Below are 18,180 nucleotides of genomic sequence, written 5' to 3'. Positions count from 1 at the left end.
GCTCTTCCGCATCCGGTAGGGCACGCAGCCGGCCCAGCCGGCCAGATGAGCGGCCCGCCACAGGAGGACGAATGGCCAATTTCCACTTACCGACCGCAAAGCCCGCCGGCTTCACCGGCGGGCTTTGCCGCTTAAGATAGCTTGGTTTCCACGGCGGCCGATAGGGCAGCCGAGAACCGACGCGGCCACAAGCCGAGAAGGCCAAGTGATCCCATGACGACGACGTCATCCACCGACCAAAGCGACCTCGCCATCGCTGGCCGCGCCACGCTCCGGCCCATCGCGGAGATCGCCGCGGCGGCCGGCATTCCCGAGGACGCGCTGGAGCCCTACGGTCGGCACAAGGCCAAGATCGACGTCGGCGCGCTGCTGCCGCGGGACGCCGCGCCGGGCAAGGTGGTTCTGGTGAGCGCCATGTCCCCGACGCCGGCGGGCGAGGGGAAGTCCACGGTCACGGTCGGGCTCGGGGATGCGTTGGCGCGGGCCGGCCGCAGCACCATGATCGCGCTTCGCGAACCCTCGCTGGGACCCATCTTCGGCATGAAGGGCGGCGCCACCGGGGGCGGATACTCCCAGGTGCTGCCCATGGAGGACATCAACACACACTTCACCGGAGATTTCCACGCCATCACCAGCGCCAACAACCTGTTGATGGCGCTCGTGGACAACCACATCCACCAGGGCAACGAACTCGGGATCGATCCGCGGCGGATCACGTTCCGCCGGGTCATGGACATGAACGACAGGGCGCTGCGGTCCATCGTGATCGGACTCGGCGGCCCCAGCGAGGGCGTTCCCCGGGAAGACGGCTTCGACATCACCGTGGCCTCCGAGGTCATGGCGGTGTTCTGCCTGGCGGCGGACCTCGCGGACCTCAAGGAGCGGCTGGCCCGGATGACGGTGGGCTACGGCTACGACCGGCGGCCGATCACCGTCGCGGATCTCGGTGCGCAGGGCGCCATGGCGATGCTCCTCAAGGACGCCATCAAGCCGAACCTCGTTCAGACCATCGCCGGCACTGCGGCGCTGGTCCACGGCGGGCCGTTCGCCAACATCGCGCACGGCTGCAATTCCGTGATCGCCACCAACACCGCGCGGAATCTGGCGGACATCGTGGTAACCGAGGCCGGGTTCGGCGCGGACCTCGGCGCGGAGAAGTTCATGGACATCAAGGCGCGCTGCGCGGGATGCGAGCCCTCCGCCGTCGTGCTTGTCGCCACGATCCGGGCGCTGAAGATGCACGGTGGCGTTTCGAAGGACGGCCTGGCCAACCCGGACCCGGAGGCGGTCCACGCCGGGCTCGCCAACCTCGAACGCCATGTCCGCAACGTCCGGAAGTTTGGCATCGCGCCCGTCGTGGCGCTGAACCGCTTCCACAGCGACACCGAAGAGGAGCTGTCGCTGGTGTTGGACTGGTGCGCAGGACACGGCGTGGAGGCAGCCGTTGCGGACGTGTGGGCGTCGGGCGGCGCCGGCGGCGCCGAACTGGCGGCGAAGGTACTCGCGGCGATCGAACGACCCACCGATTTCCGGCACCTGTATCCCTTGGAACTGGGCGTGGAGGAGAAGATCGCCACGATTGTGCGGGACATCTACGGCGGGGCCAGCGTCGAATTCTCCCTCCAAGCCAGGCGTCGGCTGGAGGAGATCCGTGCCAACGGCTGGGACTCCCTTCCGGTGTGCATGGCGAAAACGCAGTATTCGTTCTCCGACAACCCGGCCTTGCTCGGTGCGCCCGACGGCTTCACCGTGCACGTCCGGGACCTGATCCCCAAGACGGGTGCCGGCTTCATCGTTGCCCTCACGGGGACGGTGATGACCATGCCGGGACTGCCCAAGGTTCCCGCGGCCATGCGCATGGACGTGGACGCCGACGGAAACGTGGCCGGACTCTTCTAGGACGCACCCGACGAGACGGGGGTCTTGGCGGACTTGGCCAACCCGACCCCGCACCCCTTTAGCTGAGGGGCGCGGGCATCGCGGCTACGGTTCCTAGCGCTCGATGTCGCCGCGGATGAAGGCCTCGACCTTCTCGTGGGCGATGTCGTCGTTGTACTGCTCGGGCGGGGACTTCATGAAGTAGGAGGATGCGGAGAGGATCGGACCGCCGATGCCGCGGTCCAGGGCGATCTTCGCGGCGCGGACTGCGTCGATGATCACGCCGGCGGAGTTCGGGGAGTCCCAGACCTCGAGCTTGTACTCGAGGGAGACGGGGGCGTCGCCGAAATTGCGGCCCTCGAGACGAACGAACGCCCACTTGCGGTCATCCAGCCACGCGACGTAGTCGGACGGGCCGATGTGGACGTCGTCGGCCCCGAGCTTGGCCGAGGTGTTGGAGGTGACGGCCTGGGTCTTGGAGATCTTCTTGGACTCGAGTCGGTCGCGCTCGAGCATGTTCTTGAAGTCCATGTTGCCGCCGACGTTGAGCTGGTATGTGCGGTCCAGCGTCACGCCGCGGTCCTCGAAAAGCTTTGCCATGACCCGATGGGTGATGGTCGCTCCGATCTGGGACTTGATGTCGTCGCCGACGATCGGGACGCCGGCGGCGGTGAACTTGTCGGCCCATTCCTTGGTTCCGGCGATGAAGACCGGCAAGGCGTTGACGAACGCGACGCCGGCGTCGATGGCGCACTGGGCGTAGAACTTGGCGGCGGCGTCGGAGCCGACGGGGAGATAGCAGACCAGGACGTCGGCGCGGGACTCCTTGAGGGCGGCGACCATGTCGACGGGCTCGGAGTCGGACTCAACGATGGTCTCGCGGTAGTACTTCCCGAGGCCGTCGAGGGTGTGGCCGCGCTGGACGGTCACACCGGTGGGGGGGACGTCCGCGATCTTGATGGTGTTGTTTTCGCTGGCGAGGATCGCCTCGGACAGATCGAGGCCCACCTTCTTCGCATCGACATCGAACGCCGCAACGAACTGGACGTCGTTGACGTGATACTTGCCGAACTGGACGTGCATCAGGCCAGGGATCGTCGCGTCCGGGTCGGCGTTCCTGTAGTACTCGACGCCCTGAACCAGCGACGTGGCGCAGTTTCCCACGCCGATTATTGCGACCCGAATGGGGTTTCCCGACAATGTGACTCCTCAGCAGAAATTCATGAAACGCGGCCGGGGGCCGCGTTAAAGCCTTCACGAGTCTAAATGAACGGATCCCCAACTTTTATTCCTTGGAGGTGCGACAAAACCGCATTCAGACGGGCGGCACTCCGTGTCCCGCCGCTACCGGGGAGCAACCCCGTCCGCCGGTGCCGACGTGATGCCTCGGGATACGGTTGGGACCCGCGCGCAACGTAGGCTGAAACACATGGCGCAACCACCCAAGGATCCAGGGCACCGGCCGTCCCTTGGGCCTGTGCGCATCACGGTGCCCAGCCGCAACGATCCGCTGCTCCGCCGCCTCGTCGAGGTTATCGGCGGCCCGCTGGGTCGCCACGCCGACCCGGGCCGCGTCTCCCCGGGGTTCTGGACTGTTGAGCGGGTGCTGGTGTTGCTGACCGTGGTCGCCGCGGTCGTGGCGGTGCTGGCCAAGAACATGTGCCGGACGCTGGGGTGGGGCGGATCGAACCCGTACATCTGGGCCTGCTATTCCGACTGGCCCGCCCTGTTCCACGCTCGGGGGTTCGCGGAGAACGCGTTTGCGCCGTTCGCGGCGGGGGCGCAATTCGAATACCCCGTGCTGATGTCCGTCGTCGCCAGCCTCACGGCCTTTCTGGTGGTTCCGGGAGAGTACGACCGGACCCTCGCGTACTTCGACATCAACCTGTTCTTCGTTTTCCTGCTGTGGATCGTGACGGTGCTGGCCACCGCGCGAAGCGCCGGCAGACGACCGTGGGACGCCGCGATGGTGGCGGTGGCGCCCGGAATCATCCTGGCGTCGAGCATCAACTGGGACATGTGGGCCGTGGCCCTGTTGGCGCTTGCCCTGCTGGCCTTCGCGCGCAACGAGTCCTTCCTCGCGGGCGTGCTGGTGGGGCTCGGGGTCGCCATGAAGCTGTATCCCATCCTGTTCATCGGTGCCGTACTCGTCCTCGCGTTGCGGACGGGCCGCGTCAAGCCACTGGTCGTGACCGCGGGCGGGGCCGCGGCGTCGTGGTTGGCCGTGAATCTTCCGTTTATGCTCACCAACTTCGATGCGTGGCTGCATTTCCTCCGATTCACACGCGAGCGCGAGGCGGGGTTGTCCTCCTTGTGGCACGCGTGGAACGTGGCCGCCGGGGTCCTGCCCGGTGTGCCGAACCTGGGTGCGGACACGATCAACTCGGCCGGCTTCTGGCTCTTCGCCGCCAGCTGCGCGGGCATTGCGGTCCTTGGCCTCACGGCGCCGCGGCGCCCCCGGATGGCGCAATTACTGTTCCTGACCGTTGCCGCGTTCGTGCTGTTCAACAAGGTGTATTCGCCCCAGTTCGTGGTGTGGCTCATTCCCTTGGCGGCGCTGGCCTGGCCCAGATGGCGCGACTTTCTCCTCTGGCAGCTGGTCGAAGTGCTCCACTTTTGGGCGATCTGGATGTACCTCTACGCCTCCACCGCGGACATCCAGCCACAGAATACGTTCCCCGAGGCGTTTTACGTCTACGCCGTCGTCGCCCATATGTTGGCAACGGCATATATCATGTACTGCGTCGCACACAGCATGATGCACCCCGAATTCGATCCGGTCCGACGCGTCGGCCAGGACGATCCGCAAGCGGGACCCTTCGCCGGGCTTCCCGACGGCGGCCTCCGGGCGCTCTTGGCCGGGCGCAGAGTAGGGAACTACTCCTGAAGGCGTAGGGCGGCCCACCGAAGATCATCCGCGGGGGCGGCTCCCGCGCGCGGCGACCTCCGTAGTCTTGGTACATGATCCAGGCGACCTCCCTAGCCAAGTCCTACGGCGCAAAGCATGCCGTGGATGGCATAAGCTTCAGCGTCGAGCCCGGCCGCGTCACCGGATTCCTAGGGCCAAACGGCGCGGGGAAATCCACCACGATGCGCATGGCGATGGGACTCGACCGGCCCACGTCCGGCCAGGTTACCGTCAACGGAAAGCGTTTTGCCGAACACGCTGCCCCGCTACGGGAGGTCGGGGCCCTGCTCGAGGCCAAGGCGGTGCACAAATCACGCAGCGCCAGGAACCACCTCCGTGTCCTGGCCGCGACGCACTCCATCCCGGACCGCCGCGTGGACGAGGTGATCGAATTGACCGGTCTCGGTGCCGTCGCACGCAAGCGCGTGGGTGGTTTTTCGCTGGGAATGGGCCAACGGCTGGGCATCGCCGCGGCCCTGTTGGGGGACCCGCAGACACTCATTCTGGACGAACCCGTCAATGGGCTCGATCCCGAGGGGGTCCTTTGGGTTCGCAACCTGGCGCGCGGCCTCGCGGCCGAGGGCCGCACCGTGTTCCTGTCCTCGCATCTCATGAGCGAGATGGCGGTGACCGCGGACCACCTGATCGTGATCGGCCGCGGACGCATCCTCGCGGACGCCCCGATGGCGGAGATCCTGAATGGGCGGGATTCCGCACGCAGCCGCGTCAAGACCGAGCAACCGGACGAGCTCTTTAGGGCGCTCGCCGCTCCGGGCGTCCAAGTCACGCTCGTCGGAGGCGACACGCTCGAGGTCACGGGCATCCCTCCGCGGGACATCGCCGGCCGCGCCCTTGACCGCGGGATCCTGGTCTACGAACTCACGCCGCTGGTGGTCTCCCTTGAGGACGCGTACATGGAGCTGACCAAGGACGAGGTTGAGTACCACTCCGGAACCGCGGGAAAGCAGGCGCAACCATGACAGCGACGATGGTGCGCAACACGAGTTTCTTCCGGGTCCTCAGGTCGGAGACCATCAAGTTCACGTCCGTGCCGTCCACGCCGGTGCTCATCCTGTGCACGATGGCGGTGATGGTGGGCTTCGCGGCCCTCAACGCCTGGGCGATCGGTTCGTTCTTCGAGAACGCGCCGGGCAACGCGGACATGGCCGCGGGAACGGACGAGGTCCAGGCCGCCGCGGACAGCGTCGCTGCCGGCGGAGTGGTCTTTGCCCAGCTGATCATGGGATCGCTGGCCGTTCTGGTGATGAGTTCCGAATTCGCGACGGGCATGTCGCGGGCCACCTACGCGGCGGTTCCCAAGCGCTATCCGGTGTTCCTGGCCAAGGCCCTGCTGGTGGCCGCTGTTTCGTTCCTGGTCGCCGCGGTGTCCATCCTGATTGCGTATCTGGCCATCGGCCCCATCACGGATCACTACGGGATCCCCTTGGACTTCGCGTCGGCGGGGTTCCAGCGGAGCCTGTGGGTATCCGCCGCCTACGTGGGCGCCATCTCGTTGATCGGCTTCGCCCTCGGCTCCCTGCTGCGGAACTCCGCCGGCGGCATCGTGACACTGGCCGGGTTGACGTTCGTGGCTCCGATCGCCTTCGCCCTGCTTCCGGGGGAACTCGTCGCGAAGACCGCGCGGTTCTTCCCCGACTCCGCCTACACCAACCTCCTCGCGGCGCAGACGGCGCCCGACGCCCTGGAGAAGTGGCAGTCGGCGCTGGTGCTCGGCCTGTGGGCCGCGGTCCCCTTGGCCGTGGCCGGCATCGTGGCCCAGCGCCGCGACGTGTAGCGGCCCCCCGACCCGCCGCGGGGACACGGAACGAACGGCCGTCGTCCCCGCGGTCCACCACCAGTCGCCGACCGCGAAAGCTAAGCTCGCACCATGATCACAGAGCGGCCTCACGAAGGCTCGGGAACCCCCGACGCCACCTTCGCCGAGCTCGCTCAACGGCGCCGCGGACCGCTCATGCACTACCTGAGGAACCATCCCCGCGTGCTGGACGCCCTGGTGTGCGCGGGTTACCTGGCGCTCACGGTCACGCCGATGGTCGCCACCGGGCCGGAAGCACGCCCACTCGAGTTGGGAGGCGCGGTGCTCATCGCCATCGTGCTGTGGTTCCGGCGCCGGCGGTCTCTCCTGGTGCTGGCCATGGTGTTTGTGCTGGAGGCCGTGGCGCTCTTCTCCAACCCGATTGAGAGTCCCGCGGGGGTTGGCCTGTGGATCGCCCTCTATACCGCGGCCACCAAATATACTGCCAGGCGCATGTTTCCCCTTGCCGTCCTGATCAGCGCCATGGAGGCGATGACGCTGATGGCGTGGGTCGATCCCACTCTCCTGGGTCTGGAACCGGCCGCAGTCCCCACCGGAGAGGAGCGCACGCCGTTGATGCTCGGATTCATCGCGGCGCTGATCCTCGCGCTCAACCTCACCTGGGTCGCCGTCGGAGCGATGGTTCGCAACAACAGGCTGCACGACGCCGAGTTGGCCAATTGGGCCCGTCGCGTCCAGGCCTTGGCCCAAACCTCGGAACGCAACCGCATCGCACGTGAGATGCACGACGTGGTCGCCCACTCGCTGTCCGTGATGATCGCGCTGTCCGACGGCGCCGGCGTCGTGCTCAAACGCGATCCCCAGAAGGCGGCCGGGGTCCTGTGCGAGCTCTCCTCCACGGGCCGGAGCGCGCTGGCGGACATGCGCCGGGCGATCGGGGTGCTGCGAGACGGTTCCAACGCGCCCCTGTCGCCCCAGCCCGCCACGTCCTCGCTGCGCGAGATGCTCGAGGGGTTCCGGGTCGCCGGACTCCCGTTGCGCGTGAGTCATACCGGCCCCGAGCTACCCCACGATGCCGCCCTGCAGTTGACCGTCTACCGGATCGTCCAGGAGTCGCTCACCAACGTCTTGCGCTACGGCCGGGACGTGACCCGCGTCGACGTCGGAATCGAGCGCGACGGACAAACCGTGCGCATTAAGGTTGCCGACGACGGGCAGTCGGCCGGATCGGCGCGCGAGACCGTCGGCAGCGGCCAGGGGCTCCAGGGCATCGCCGAGCGGACCGCCATCTACGGGGGGTCCGTCTACGCGGGGCCCGGCCCGCGGGGCGGTTGGGTGGTCCACGCCATCCTGACCGCCCCGGACGTCGAAACCACACCACGATCCTTCCAGGGGGAACCGAAAGATGACCAAGCAAACGGACGCTGACGGCGGGTCCGCTCAGGCCTCGCCGGCCGAAGCGGGTCGGCCTATCCGGATCCTGCTCGTCGACGACCAGCCACTGCTGCGCATGGGGTTTCGGCTGATTCTCGAGGGGGAGGGTGATCTCCGCGTGGTCGGAGAGGCGGGTGACGGCGAGGAGGGCGTCGCCAGCGCGGCGTTGTTGAGTCCGGACGTGGTTCTGATGGACGTGCGGATGCCGAAAATGGACGGCATCGAGGCCACCCGTCGCATCGCGGCCGCGAATGCGGACGCCCGAATCATTATCCTGACCACGTTCGATCTCGACGAGTATGCGTTCGCGGGCCTGCGCGCCGGGGCCTCAGCGTTTCTGTTGAAAGACGTCGCACCGCACGAGCTCGTCGGCGCCGTCCGGCTGGTCGCCAGCGGCGACGCGGTGGTGGCGCCGCGGGTCACGCAGAGGCTCCTGGAAACCTACGTGCGCGCCTCCGGTGCCGACGGCGGGCCCGCGCATGACGACGCCGGCGCGCGGGCGGTCGCGGCGGAACGCGACCCGCTGCTCCAGGACCTGACGCCACGGGAACTAGAGGTCCTCGGAACGATCGCCGAGGGACTGTCCAACGCCGAAATCGCGCACCGCTTCTTCCTGTCGGAGGCCACGGTGAAAACGCATGTGCGGCGGATCCTGATGAAGCTGCACCTGCGCGACCGCGTGCAGGCGGTGGTGTACGCCTACGAAACCGGCCTGGTCGTGCCCACCCAGGGCCTGGACTACTAAGGGGACCGGCGTGGACATAGAATTCCTCCGCAGCCCCTGGTTCATGCTCTCCGTGATCCTCATGGCGGGCGGCGCCTTCCTCCTCTGGGTGCTCGGCTGGGCGCCCGCGGGCTGGAGTAGCATCGTGGTGGGCGTGGCCGCCATGGCATTCGCCCGGTATCGACAGGGCCCCGGAGCCCCGCGAAACCATCCCGGACAAGGACCGAAGGACGGACATGCCCAGTAGTGCCGCGCTGGAACACATCGAGGACCTGGGTCGCTACGTCTCGGCCTCGCCGTCGAGCTTCCACGCGGCCGAGGAGGCCGCGCGCCGGCTAGACGCCGCCGGGTTCGAGCGGGTGTCGGAGCGCGAGGCCTGGGAGGGAACGCCGGGCGCGCGCTACACGGTGCGCGACGGCGCCGTCGTCGCGTGGATGGTACCCGGAAGCGCCGGCCCCACCACCGGATTCCGCATCCTGGGCTCGCACACCGACTCGCCGACCTTCAAACTCAAGCCCAAGCCGACCACGGGCCGCGACGGCTGGCTGCAGGCGGGCGTCGAGGTCTATGGCGGACCGCTGCTGAACTCCTGGCTGGACCGCGAACTGCTCCTGGCGGGCCGGCTCGTCGCGCGGGACGGGACGGAACACCTGGCCCGCACCGGAGCGCTGCTGCGCTTTCCGCAACTGGCCATCCACCTGGACCGCAATGTCAACGACGGCCTGACGCTGGACAAGCAGCGGCACATGAATCCCGTCTGGGGGCTCGGCGATCCCTCACATGCCGATCTCCTGGGTGTGCTGGCGGGTTCCGCGGGGCTGGAGCCGGAAGACATCGGTGGCTACGACGTCGTCATCGCGGACGCACAGGCGCCCGCCGTCTTCGGCGCCGACGGCGAGTTCTTCGCCTCGGGAAGGTTGGACAACCTCTCGTCCGTGCACGCTTCGCTGGCAGCGCTCGAGGCGCACCGCCGGGCCGGGGACGGAGACCACATTGCGGTGCTGGCGGCGTTCGACCACGAGGAGGTCGGTTCCGCGTCGCGCTCCGGCGCCTGCGGTCCGTTGCTGCAGGAGGTCCTGGAGCGGATTTCCGCCGGGCTCGGGGCCGGTGCCGACCACCGCGCGCGGGCCTATGCGGACTCGGTGTGCGTCTCGGCCGACGCCGGGCACGCGGTGCACCCCAACTACGGCGAGCGGCACGACCCGGCCAACCGGCCCCTGCCCGGCGGCGGGCCGCTACTGAAGATCAATGCCAACCAGCGCTACACGACCGATGCCTTCGGTGCCGCGCTGTGGTCCCGCCTATCCGGCGTGGCCGGCGTTCCCTACCAGGAATTCGTCTCCAACAACGCGCTGCCGTGCGGTTCGACCATCGGTCCCTTGACCGCAACGCGTCTCGGCATCCGCACGCTGGATGTCGGCATCCCTTTGCTCTCCATGCACTCGGCCCGGGAAATGTGCGGCGTCGAGGACCCTCTGGGACTGGCCAGGGTCGCGGAGGCCTTCTTCCGGGACTGACACCACCAACGGCGGCAAAGTAGATGGGGGAGCGGACATGTCCGGACCGACGCGTCAGACGATCTTCACGCACAAGCCGACCCTGCTCGGACAGGGTTTCCTGTTGCGGCCGTTCACCGAGGCGGACATCGGGGCGATGGGGCCGATCCTCGCCGATCCCGAGGTGCTGCGCCTCACCGGAAGCGTGCACAGCACGGCGGAACTAGAGGCGGCCACGGGCGTGCTCGACGACGAGACGCTGGACTGGTACCGGACCCGGGCGGACCAGCCGGACCGCATGGATCTTGCCGTCGTCGATGCCGCCACCGGCGCCTGCCTCGGGGAGATCGTCCTCAACGACTGGGAGCCGCGGAACCAGGCGTGCGGACTGCGGATTCTACTGGGACCGGGCGGGCGGGACCGCGGTCTCGGAACGGCGTCGGTTCGGCTGTTGCTGGAGTACGTGTTCACGCAAACGGACCTGTTCCGCATCGGGCTGGAGGTCCACGCCTTCAATCCGCGCGCGCTGCGGGCCTACGAGAAGGCGGGGTTCGTCGTCGAGGGCCGGCGGCTTGCCGCCCACGTGTTCGACGGCGTGCGCAGCGACGTCATCACCATGTGTGTGCTGCTGCGGGACTGGATGGACGCTGACGCAACCTAGGCGGGTGGACTCGGCGTCCACACGCCCGGGGGCGGCGGGCGCGATCCACAAGTCGACCGGCGGCCGAGTGCGGGCGGCACGGCGGGGTTAGTCTGGGGTTCGGACATCCGGTAGGATGGTTCAGGCTGTTTCCGCCGTGCCCGTAGTCGGGCGTGGCGGCAGCCAACGCAAAGAACCTCCTGTTACGGAAAGACCGTGACCGTTTAGCCCAAAGGAGGTGGGTTCACATGCGTAATTACGAATTGATGGTACTGATCGACCCCGAGGTCGATGAGCGTACCGTGGAGCCGACTCTCGGCAAGTTCCTGGACGTCGTCCGCAACGATGGTGGAACCATCGACAACGTCGACATCTGGGGCCGCCGTCGCCTGGCCTACGAAATCCAGAAGAAGACCGAAGCGATCTACGCTGTCGTCAACTTCACCGCCACCCCGGCGACTTCCGCGGAACTTGACCGCCAGCTGTCTCTGAACGAGACCATCCTGCGCACCAAGATCACCCGTCCGGAAGAGCAGAAGGTCACCGCAGAGTAGTCTGCGTTTCCTTTACGTAGAGACCGACAACAGGAGGCACCATGGCAGGCGAGACCATCATCACGGTCATCGGTAATCTCACCAGTGACCCGGAGCTTCGTTTCACTCCGTCCGGTTCGGCGGTGGCGAACTTCACCATCGCTTCCACCCCGCGGACCTTCGACCGCCAGACCAACGAGTGGAAGGACGGCGAAACGCTGTTCCTCCGCGCATCGGTGTGGCGCGAAGCTGCCGAAAATGTCGCCGAGACGCTGACCAAGGGCATGCGAGTCGTCGCCCAGGGTCGGCTGAAGTCGCGTTCCTACGAAACCAAGGAAGGCGAAAAGCGCACGGTCACCGAGCTTGAGGTCGATGAAATCGGCCCCTCGCTGCGCTACGCCTCTGCCAAGGTCGCCCGCACCCAGCGCTCCGGCGGTGGCGGCGGCAACTCCGGCGGGTTCGGCGGCGGCAACGCCGGCAACTCGGGCGGATTCGGCGGCGGCAACTCCGGTGGAAACTGGAGCGCCCCGGCGGAAGACCCGTGGGCGTCCTCCTCCTCCTCGTCGTCCTCCGGCGGCGGCGGTGGTGGCTGGGGCAGCAACCCCGGCTCTGACGAACCGCCTTTCTAAACACCATATTCACCATCCCGCAGAACCTTTCTGCGGGCTCCACTAGATCAAAGGAGCTCCACGATGGCTAAGGCTGAACTCCGTAAGCCCAAACCAAAGTCCAACCCCCTGAAGGCCGCTGACGTCAAGGTCATCGACTACAAGGACGTCGCATTGCTGCGCAAGTTCATCTCCGACCGCGGAAAGATCCGTGCCCGTCGCGTGACCGGCGTCTCCGTCCAGGAGCAGCGCAAGATCGCCCAGGCCATCAAGAACGCGCGCGAAGTTGCCCTGCTGCCTTACTCCGGCGCTGGCCGCGGCTAAGGAAGGGATACCAACATGGCAAAGCTCATTCTGACCCACGAAGTCACCGGACTCGGTGCCGCAGGCGACATTGTCGAGGTGAAGAACGGTTACGCCCGTAACTACCTTCTTCCCCGCGGTTTCGCCCTGACCTGGACCAAGGGTGGCGAGAAGCAGGTCGAGTCCATCAAGGCCGGCCGTGCCGCCCGCGCCGTTGCCAACTTGGAAGACGCGCAGCAGCTTGCTGCTGCGCTGTCCGCCAAGCCGGTCAAGGTGACCGTCAAGGCCGGTGCTTCCGGCCGTCTGTTCGGAACCGTCAAGGCCGAGGACATCGCCAAGGCGGTCCAGGCCGCCGGTCTCGGTGCCATCGACAAGCGCAAGGTTGAAATGCCGGAGCACATCAAGTCGACCGGCAACTACCAGGCGACCGTGCGACTGCACGAGGACGTCTCCGCCACGCTCGACCTGCAGGTCATCGCGGCAAAGTAGTCACGTACGCGGCGGGATCCGTCCCGTCCGAACGAGTGCTTGAACACGGAAGGGTCCCGCCTGTTGGCGGGGCCCTTCCGCGTCTCCTTGCGAAATGTTGCGTGGGTCTTTGACCCCGTCCCTCCGTCCGGCCTAGCGTTGTGGGTGAATCAAGAGCGCCAACGCGAAGCCCTGGCTCGTTGGACGGCAACCCTCTTTCGGTAGTGGGGTGCTCCAGGTGATGATTCGGCCGCCCGGATGCCCCGGAGCGGCAAGTGCCGAGCACGCGAAGGAACACCATGCCGCTGACAGGAAGACTCCAGCCGGACTCGCTACGCAACTCGTTCGCCCGCTTCCCCTCCGGGATCGCCGCTCTGTGCGCCACGGTGGACGGAAAGCCGCAGGGCATCGTCGCCTCGTCCTTCACCGTGGGCGTCTCGTTGGATCCACCGCTCGTCATGTTCGCCGTCCAAAAGACCTCCCGGACCTGGCCGATCGTGCGCGGCGCCGCGCGGATCGGCGTGTCCGTTCTGGGGGAACTCCACGAGGGTGTCTGCCGACAGATTGCTTCCCGCGACGGGGACCGTTTCGCGGGACTCAAGATCGAAACCACCGAGGAGGGTGCGCTCTTTCTGGACGACGCAGCCCTCTGGCTGGATTGCAGCGTGGAACAGGAAGTATCCGCTGGCGACCACGACGTGGTGATCCTGCGCGTACACGGGCACGAGTCCCACGGCGACGTAAATGAACCGCTGGTCTTCCACGGGTCCGAATTCCGCAAGCTGCAGGAATCCGCGCTCGTTTAAACCGCCGTGATAAGCCGTCCCGGTCGCGTTGGCGCGGTCAGGCGGAGCGCATGGAATTGACGACCTTCGTGGCCTCGCCCAGAGACGCGCCCGTGTCCCGACGTACCTTGCGGATCGCCTCCACCGTCTTGCCCGCGCGGATCAGTTGCAGTGTCTCCAGATAGGCGGGATCCGGTGTCCCTCCGGGAGGGTGTTGCGCACTGGCCGCGCGGCTCGCGGCGTACGAAGCGCCCTGGCCGGTGCGGCCGGAGGAAGCCCTGGCGGCGGCCGTTGAGCGTTCCACGGTGGCCCGCCGGATCCTGTCGGCGCGCTCCGTCTCCTGCCGCTGCTGCTCCGCCGCCGCCGCGTTCAGGCGCGCAATGTAGTCGTCCTCCTCGTTGGTCTGGTTTCGTGGCCTGTTGGCGATGGAGGCCACCAGGAGCCAGACCAGGCCCCCGGCGACCAGAACCGTGATCAACAGCTCCGGAGGGCTCATTCCGAACATCGTGTGCTCCTTTGTGGCGGGCGGGCCGCTAGGTGGTTTGGGGTGCCGTGCCGCCGGCGTGGAGTTCGGCCATGACGTGACGGTATCCCGCGGCGGTTAGTTCCGCGAGGACGCGGAGGTCGACGTCGTCGAGCTTGTTGACGTAGAGGCAGGCGGCCCCGGTCCGGTGCTTGCCGAGTCGCGGCAGGAGCGCTGCGGCGTCGGAGCCGTACGTCAGTCCGTACAGCGAGAGCCCGGCGCCCCGGGGTGAGAATCCGACGGCGCACGCGTCGCCCTCGCGACCGGACGCGTAGCGGTAGTGGTAGGCGCCGAAGCCGGCCGGATCCCCGTGGCGCGGCTTCGTCTTGGCTTCGGTCATGCGCACAGTATCGCAGTGCCCCAGACGGGCCACAAGGACCGTTCGCGGCCAGAGGGGCTCTCTGGCCGCCGGTCGGGTACGGCACGGTCGGGGACCTTCTGATGGTGCGGTGGCCGACCCTGCGAAAGCAGGCACGCGGGACACCTGGCCAGTCCACGCCGCCTCCCACCAACCCACGGCGCCCCTGTCATCCCTGCGTCATCCAGCATGAACCCGGTACCTACGCCGTGGAAACGGACGACCCGCGCGGCTTGCGGAGACGAATCGCGGGCGTGTCTGTGGATAAGTTGGGGATATGTGGGTAACCGGTGGCACCCCTAGGTGTTTACTCGGCAGTAAACATGCAACGTCGACCTGAATGTTCTCGGGAAACTAATTTCCCGCAATTGTCCGACATCTACTAACTGCCTAGTCAGACACCTATTGAGGACTAAAATACTTTGTCATCCACAGGGTCATCCCCAGTCTGTGCACGCAACACGCCGTAGTACCCACAGGTTCTCCACACGGGCTGTGGATAAGCGTGTTGGGCTGGGCCGATTAAGGGTCTATGGTGGCAAGGTCTTCGGTCCAATTGTGGATAAGAGGCTGGTTTGCCACAGCTCCATCCACATGGCTACTCAATGGCCCCAGGGTGTGGGAACCCGCTGTGATACTGGAGTCTTCAGGGCGCGCCGCAGGCCGCCCACGTTCACCTGGAAGGTAATTGTCGTGTCGTTGACGCAAGCGGAGCCCAAGGGTTCGCGGGAGGCGGAGTTCGGGCGCACCCCGCCGCAGGACCTCGTGGCCGAGCAAAGTGTGCTCGGCGGCATGATGCTTTCCAAGGACGCCATTGCGGACTGCGTCGAGGTCCTCCGAGGCATCGACTTCTACCGTCCCGCGCACGAGTCGATCTACGAGGCGATCATCGACCTCTACGGCCGGGGCGAGCCCGCGGACGCAGTAACCGTCTCGGACCTGTTGACGAAGCGGGGTGAGATCTCCCGGATCGGCGGCCCCGCCTACCTGCACACGCTGATCCAGTCGGTTCCCACGGCGGCCAACGCCGGGTTCTACGCGGAGATCGTCCGCGAGCGCGCGGTGCTGCGCCGTCTGGTCGAAGCTGGCACCAAGATCGTCCAGATGGGCTACTCGCAGGACGGCGAGGTCGACGAGATCGTCAACCAGGCCCAGGCGGAGATCTACGCCGTCGCCGAGCGGCGCACCGCCGAGGACTACGTGGCGCTGCGCGACATCATCGAAGGGACCGTCGACGAGATCGAATCCGCCGGCAGCCGCGGCGAGGGCATGATCGGCGTCCCGACGGGGTTCTACGAGCTCGACGAGTTGACGCAGGGGCTCCACGGCGGCCAGATGATCGTCATCGCCGCGCGGCCCGCGGTCGGAAAGTCCACGTTCGCCTTGGACTTCGCCCGGTCCGCGGCCATCAAGAACAACATGACCACCGTCTTCTTCTCCCTCGAAATGGGCCGGAACGAGATCGCCATGCGTCTGCTCTCCGCCGAGGCGAGCATCGGCCTCCAGGACCTGCGCAAGGGCACCGTCAAGGACGAGCAGTGGGGCAAGATCGCCACGACCATGGGCCGCCTCAACGATGCCCCGCTGTACATCGACGATTCACCGAACATGTCGCTCATGGAGATCCGGGCTAAGTGCCGTCGGCTGAAGCAGAAGCACGGCCTCAAGATGGTCGTCCTGGACTACCTCCAGCTCATGAGCTCGGGAAAGCGCGTGGAATCCCGGCAGCAGGAGGTCTCCGAGTTCTCGCGTGCGCTCAAGCTTCTCGCCAAGGAGCTCGACGTCCCGGTCATCGCGCTTTCCCAGCTGAACCGTGGATCCGAGCAGCGCACCGACAAGAAGCCCATGATCTCCGACCTCCGCGAATCCGGATCGATCGAGCAGGACGCGGACATGGTCATCCTGCTGCACCGCGAGGATATCTACGACAAGGAGTCCCCACGCGCCGGCGAGGCCGACGTGATCGTCGCCAAGCACCGAAACGGCCCCACCAAGACGATGGTCGTCGCCTTCCAGGGCCACTACTCCCGGTTCAACAACATGGCAAGCGAGGGCGGCGGCGGGTTCTAACCGCGGCCACCGGCCCGCGCGCCGCCGCGACGCGACACGGGGCTACCGGTCGACTGGCAGGTAGAGGTCCGTCCGCATTGCCGCGGGGTCGCCGTCCGGCGAAGGCCCGGTGACGTAGACCTCCCAGAACGGCAGTCCCGGCGTGTGCCCGTTGGCCTGGACCCACTCCATGAGCGACGACCATGCCGCGGCGAGCTGTTCGTAGCCGTCAAGATGGGAGACGGTGGCCGCGGCTCCTCCGGGCAGGACGGACGCGTGCACCAGGGTCCCGTCCTCCGTGGCGTGCTCGCCGGAGAGGGGATGGTCGATCGCGAAGCCCACCTCGAGGTCCATGGTCTGCCCCGGCATGAGCGTGTGCAGGGCGAAGGCCGGGCCCACGGCGGTCAGCGATCGTTCCCTCAGGAATGCGGTAAGTACACGGAACGAGTCGTCGTAGAAGCCTCCGATAGATTCGGCGGGAATGTCCCGGCCGCGGACGACGGCGGTGCGCGCCTCGGCGAGGTTCAGGATCGCGGGAGCCTCCCGGGCGGGAGCCACATGCGGGTGCTGCTGGGTCATGGTTTGCTCCTCGCTGCGGGGACGAAAGCCTTGGTGGGCGCTACCCTACGCCCGCCCCGCCACCGGCAACAGGGCACGCTAGCCCCGGGGCCGCATCCGGACCTGGGGCAGGGCGGGTGCCGGCAGCGGCGCGGGCCGGCCGTCGGGAAACGGGCCGAAGCGCGGGAAGGGGGCTCCGTCGTCGTACGCTCCGGTTTCCTCCGGGGTTCCGCCCGCCGCCGTCGGTACGGCCGGTTCGCGGCCGATTTCGGCCTGGTAGGCGGCGCGGTAGGCGACCACCTCGTCGTGCGAGCGGCCCACGAAGTTCCACCACATGACGATCTGTTCGCCCAGCGGCTCCCCGCCGATCAGCAACGCGCGCACCGGTTCATCCCCGGCCGCAAGCACGACGCCGGTGCGCCCGGTGGGCAGGTACGCCAGGTTGTCCCGGGGAACGGGATGGCCGTCGACGCGCAGTTCGCCGGCGTCGAGCAGGATGCCGTGTTCGTGCGACGGATCGAGGGCGAGGGACCACTCCGTCCCCGGTTCGAGCAGCAGCTCGGCGCCCACCAGCGGCGTGTGTGTGCGGACGGGGGACACGCCGCCGCCGAGCGATCCCAGGAAGACCCGCATTTCCCACCCGTCGCCGGAGACGGGTTCGGGACGGAAGTGCTCGAAGCCCGGTTCGATGTGCCTCGTCGCGTCCGGCAACGCCGTCCAAAGCTGCGCGCCGTGGAGGACCTCGGTTTCCGGTGTGGAGAACTCGGAGTGCGTGATGCCGCGGCCCGCGGTCATCAGGTTGAGCTCCCCGGGACGGACGGTCGCCTCGTTGCCGGCCGAGTCGACGTGCTCGACCTGCCCCGTGAAGAGCCAACTCACCGTTTGCAGGCCCGTGTGTGGATGCCGCGGCACCTGCATGCCGCCCGAGGCGGCCACGTTGTCGGGACCGTAGTGGTCCAGGAAGCACCACGCGCCGATGAGGCTCCGTTGGCGTTGCGGCAGCGTGCGCCGCACGTCCATGGCGCGGGGTCCGCCGAGCGGGACCTTGCGGGGCTCCAGGAGTTCGACTGCGGCGGATGCCGCCTCGCGGCCGTCGCACAGCAGTTCGTCGGGCGCGGGATCCAGGTTGCTCATGGTG

General features: G+C 67.3%; 19 protein-coding genes, 1 pseudogene and 1 riboswitch. Of the genes and pseudogenes, 15 read left to right on the top strand and 5 right to left on the bottom strand.

The genetic code is table 11. The features are described 5' to 3' along the window. Positions 1–213: 213 nt before the first annotated feature. Positions 214–1,899 carry a formate--tetrahydrofolate ligase gene (locus AC0QSG_RS11975; RefSeq protein ID WP_475375550.1) on the top strand — a complete coding sequence of 562 codons (1,686 nt, stop codon included), beginning with the start codon at positions 214–216 and terminating at the stop codon, positions 1,897–1,899. Between the two features lie 93 nt (positions 1,900–1,992). Here AC0QSG_RS11975 and AC0QSG_RS11970 read toward each other — a convergent pair whose 3' ends face one another. After that, the gene (locus tag AC0QSG_RS11970) at positions 1,993–3,078 is read right to left on the bottom strand and encodes an inositol-3-phosphate synthase (RefSeq protein ID WP_475375549.1); all 1,086 of its coding nucleotides are present in this window, start codon (positions 3,076–3,078) and stop codon (positions 1,993–1,995) included. 229 nt (positions 3,079–3,307) lie between these two features. Here AC0QSG_RS11970 and AC0QSG_RS11965 point away from each other — a divergent pair, with 229 nt between their 5' ends. The 13 genes from AC0QSG_RS11965 to AC0QSG_RS11905 all read left to right on the top strand — a co-directional run bounded on the left by AC0QSG_RS11965 (position 3,308) and on the right by AC0QSG_RS11905 (position 13,575). Next, a complete protein-coding gene (locus tag AC0QSG_RS11965; protein ID WP_435728024.1) occupies positions 3,308–4,765 on the top strand; it encodes a glycosyltransferase family 87 protein in 1,458 nt (485 codons plus the stop codon). A gap of 74 nt (positions 4,766–4,839) precedes the next feature. Then, complete coding sequence (locus AC0QSG_RS11960) at positions 4,840–5,766, top strand: ABC transporter ATP-binding protein (protein ID WP_475375548.1); 927 nt, start codon at positions 4,840–4,842, stop codon at positions 5,764–5,766. Next, entirely contained in the window at positions 5,763–6,581 is an 819-nt protein-coding gene (locus tag AC0QSG_RS11955) for an ABC transporter permease (RefSeq protein WP_475375547.1), read from the top strand. The genes AC0QSG_RS11960 and AC0QSG_RS11955 overlap by 4 nt, the downstream gene beginning before the upstream one ends. A gap of 93 nt (positions 6,582–6,674) precedes the next feature. Then, the gene (locus AC0QSG_RS11950; protein ID WP_475375546.1) at positions 6,675–7,991 is read left to right on the top strand and encodes a sensor histidine kinase; all 1,317 of its coding nucleotides are present in this window, start codon (positions 6,675–6,677) and stop codon (positions 7,989–7,991) included. Between the two features lie 82 nt (positions 7,992–8,073). Further along, positions 8,074–8,742 (top strand): response regulator, encoded by a 669-nt coding sequence (locus tag AC0QSG_RS11945; protein ID WP_475377309.1) that lies wholly within the window; start codon positions 8,074–8,076, stop codon positions 8,740–8,742. A 10-nt stretch (positions 8,743–8,752) separates the two neighbouring features. Continuing rightward, the gene (locus tag AC0QSG_RS11940; protein ID WP_435728029.1) at positions 8,753–8,968 is read left to right on the top strand and encodes a hypothetical protein; all 216 of its coding nucleotides are present in this window, start codon (positions 8,753–8,755) and stop codon (positions 8,966–8,968) included. Then, complete coding sequence (locus tag AC0QSG_RS11935) at positions 8,958–10,238, top strand: M18 family aminopeptidase (RefSeq protein ID WP_475375545.1); 1,281 nt, start codon at positions 8,958–8,960, stop codon at positions 10,236–10,238. Before AC0QSG_RS11940 ends, AC0QSG_RS11935 begins: the two co-directional genes overlap by 11 nt. 37 nt (positions 10,239–10,275) lie before the next feature. Then, positions 10,276–10,878: a GNAT family N-acetyltransferase gene (locus tag AC0QSG_RS11930; protein ID WP_435728031.1), complete on the top strand. Its 603-nt coding sequence runs from the start codon at positions 10,276–10,278 to the stop codon at positions 10,876–10,878. A gap of 227 nt (positions 10,879–11,105) precedes the next feature. Beyond that, positions 11,106–11,411 (top strand): 30S ribosomal protein S6, encoded by a 306-nt coding sequence (gene rpsF, locus AC0QSG_RS11925; RefSeq protein WP_435728032.1) that lies wholly within the window; start codon positions 11,106–11,108, stop codon positions 11,409–11,411. A gap of 41 nt (positions 11,412–11,452) precedes the next feature. After that, complete coding sequence (locus AC0QSG_RS11920) at positions 11,453–12,019, top strand: single-stranded DNA-binding protein (RefSeq protein WP_475375544.1); 567 nt, start codon at positions 11,453–11,455, stop codon at positions 12,017–12,019. Between the two features lie 63 nt (positions 12,020–12,082). After that, positions 12,083–12,322 carry a 30S ribosomal protein S18 gene (gene rpsR, locus AC0QSG_RS11915; protein ID WP_149956646.1) on the top strand — a complete coding sequence of 80 codons (240 nt, stop codon included), beginning with the start codon at positions 12,083–12,085 and terminating at the stop codon, positions 12,320–12,322. A gap of 15 nt (positions 12,323–12,337) precedes the next feature. Then, entirely contained in the window at positions 12,338–12,790 is a 453-nt protein-coding gene (gene rplI / locus AC0QSG_RS11910; RefSeq protein ID WP_475375543.1) for a 50S ribosomal protein L9, read from the top strand. 147 nt (positions 12,791–12,937) lie between these two features. Next, a riboswitch (SAM riboswitch) is annotated at positions 12,938–13,053 on the top strand. Between the two features lie 15 nt (positions 13,054–13,068). Beyond that, a complete protein-coding gene (locus AC0QSG_RS11905; protein ID WP_435728035.1) occupies positions 13,069–13,575 on the top strand; it encodes a flavin reductase family protein in 507 nt (168 codons plus the stop codon). 37 nt (positions 13,576–13,612) lie between these two features. Here the strand turns inward: AC0QSG_RS11905 and AC0QSG_RS11900 are convergent, their stop codons facing one another. Both AC0QSG_RS11900 and AC0QSG_RS11895 read right to left on the bottom strand, forming a co-directional pair. Continuing rightward, positions 13,613–14,059, bottom strand: coding sequence for a hypothetical protein (locus AC0QSG_RS11900; RefSeq protein ID WP_475375542.1), 447 nt, complete (start codon positions 14,057–14,059; stop codon positions 13,613–13,615). A gap of 28 nt (positions 14,060–14,087) precedes the next feature. Then, a pseudogene (locus AC0QSG_RS11895) lies at positions 14,088–14,375 on the bottom strand (DUF1801 domain-containing protein); the annotation flags it as partial. 753 nt (positions 14,376–15,128) lie between these two features. Between AC0QSG_RS11895 and dnaB the strand changes: the two are divergent. Beyond that, on the top strand, positions 15,129–16,505 hold the full coding sequence (gene dnaB / locus AC0QSG_RS11890; protein WP_435728037.1) for a replicative DNA helicase: 1,377 nt from the start codon (positions 15,129–15,131) through the stop codon (positions 16,503–16,505). Positions 16,506–16,547: 42 nt separating this feature from the next. Here the strand turns inward: dnaB and AC0QSG_RS11885 are convergent, their stop codons facing one another. After that, positions 16,548–17,063 (bottom strand): GyrI-like domain-containing protein, encoded by a 516-nt coding sequence (locus AC0QSG_RS11885; protein WP_475375541.1) that lies wholly within the window; start codon positions 17,061–17,063, stop codon positions 16,548–16,550. A gap of 78 nt (positions 17,064–17,141) precedes the next feature. Further along, the gene (locus tag AC0QSG_RS11880; protein ID WP_475375540.1) at positions 17,142–18,176 is read right to left on the bottom strand and encodes a pirin family protein; all 1,035 of its coding nucleotides are present in this window, start codon (positions 18,174–18,176) and stop codon (positions 17,142–17,144) included. Positions 18,177–18,180: the final 4 nt, after the last annotated feature.

It is taken from the genome of Arthrobacter sp. LT660, from assembly GCF_056172845.1.
The sequence above is the reverse complement of the archived record's forward strand: the minus strand, read 5'-3'. Positions and strand labels throughout refer to the sequence as shown.

What these genes read in the sequence shown, in the direction of transcription:
- rpsR (WP_149956646.1), top strand. Translation starts at nt 12,083, where the DNA reads ATGGCTAAGGCTGAACTCCGTAAGCCCAAACCAAAGTCCAACCCCCTG.
- AC0QSG_RS11975 (WP_475375550.1), top strand. Translation starts at nt 214, where the DNA reads ATGACGACGACGTCATCCACCGACCAAAGCGACCTCGCCATCGCTGGC.
- AC0QSG_RS11945 (WP_475377309.1), top strand. Translation starts at nt 8,074, where the DNA reads ATGGGGTTTCGGCTGATTCTCGAGGGGGAGGGTGATCTCCGCGTGGTC.
- rplI (WP_475375543.1), top strand. Translation starts at nt 12,338, where the DNA reads ATGGCAAAGCTCATTCTGACCCACGAAGTCACCGGACTCGGTGCCGCA.
- AC0QSG_RS11900 (WP_475375542.1), bottom strand. Translation starts at nt 14,059, where the DNA reads ATGTTCGGAATGAGCCCTCCGGAGCTGTTGATCACGGTTCTGGTCGCC.
- AC0QSG_RS11920 (WP_475375544.1), top strand. Translation starts at nt 11,453, where the DNA reads ATGGCAGGCGAGACCATCATCACGGTCATCGGTAATCTCACCAGTGAC.
- AC0QSG_RS11965 (WP_435728024.1), top strand. Translation starts at nt 3,308, where the DNA reads ATGGCGCAACCACCCAAGGATCCAGGGCACCGGCCGTCCCTTGGGCCT.
- AC0QSG_RS11960 (WP_475375548.1), top strand. Translation starts at nt 4,840, where the DNA reads ATGATCCAGGCGACCTCCCTAGCCAAGTCCTACGGCGCAAAGCATGCC.
- AC0QSG_RS11935 (WP_475375545.1), top strand. Translation starts at nt 8,958, where the DNA reads ATGCCCAGTAGTGCCGCGCTGGAACACATCGAGGACCTGGGTCGCTAC.
- rpsF (WP_435728032.1), top strand. Translation starts at nt 11,106, where the DNA reads ATGCGTAATTACGAATTGATGGTACTGATCGACCCCGAGGTCGATGAG.
- AC0QSG_RS11950 (WP_475375546.1), top strand. Translation starts at nt 6,675, where the DNA reads ATGATCACAGAGCGGCCTCACGAAGGCTCGGGAACCCCCGACGCCACC.
- AC0QSG_RS11955 (WP_475375547.1), top strand. Translation starts at nt 5,763, where the DNA reads ATGACAGCGACGATGGTGCGCAACACGAGTTTCTTCCGGGTCCTCAGG.
- AC0QSG_RS11880 (WP_475375540.1), bottom strand. Translation starts at nt 18,176, where the DNA reads ATGAGCAACCTGGATCCCGCGCCCGACGAACTGCTGTGCGACGGCCGC.
- AC0QSG_RS11905 (WP_435728035.1), top strand. Translation starts at nt 13,069, where the DNA reads ATGCCGCTGACAGGAAGACTCCAGCCGGACTCGCTACGCAACTCGTTC.
- AC0QSG_RS11885 (WP_475375541.1), bottom strand. Translation starts at nt 17,063, where the DNA reads ATGACCCAGCAGCACCCGCATGTGGCTCCCGCCCGGGAGGCTCCCGCG.
- AC0QSG_RS11930 (WP_435728031.1), top strand. Translation starts at nt 10,276, where the DNA reads ATGTCCGGACCGACGCGTCAGACGATCTTCACGCACAAGCCGACCCTG.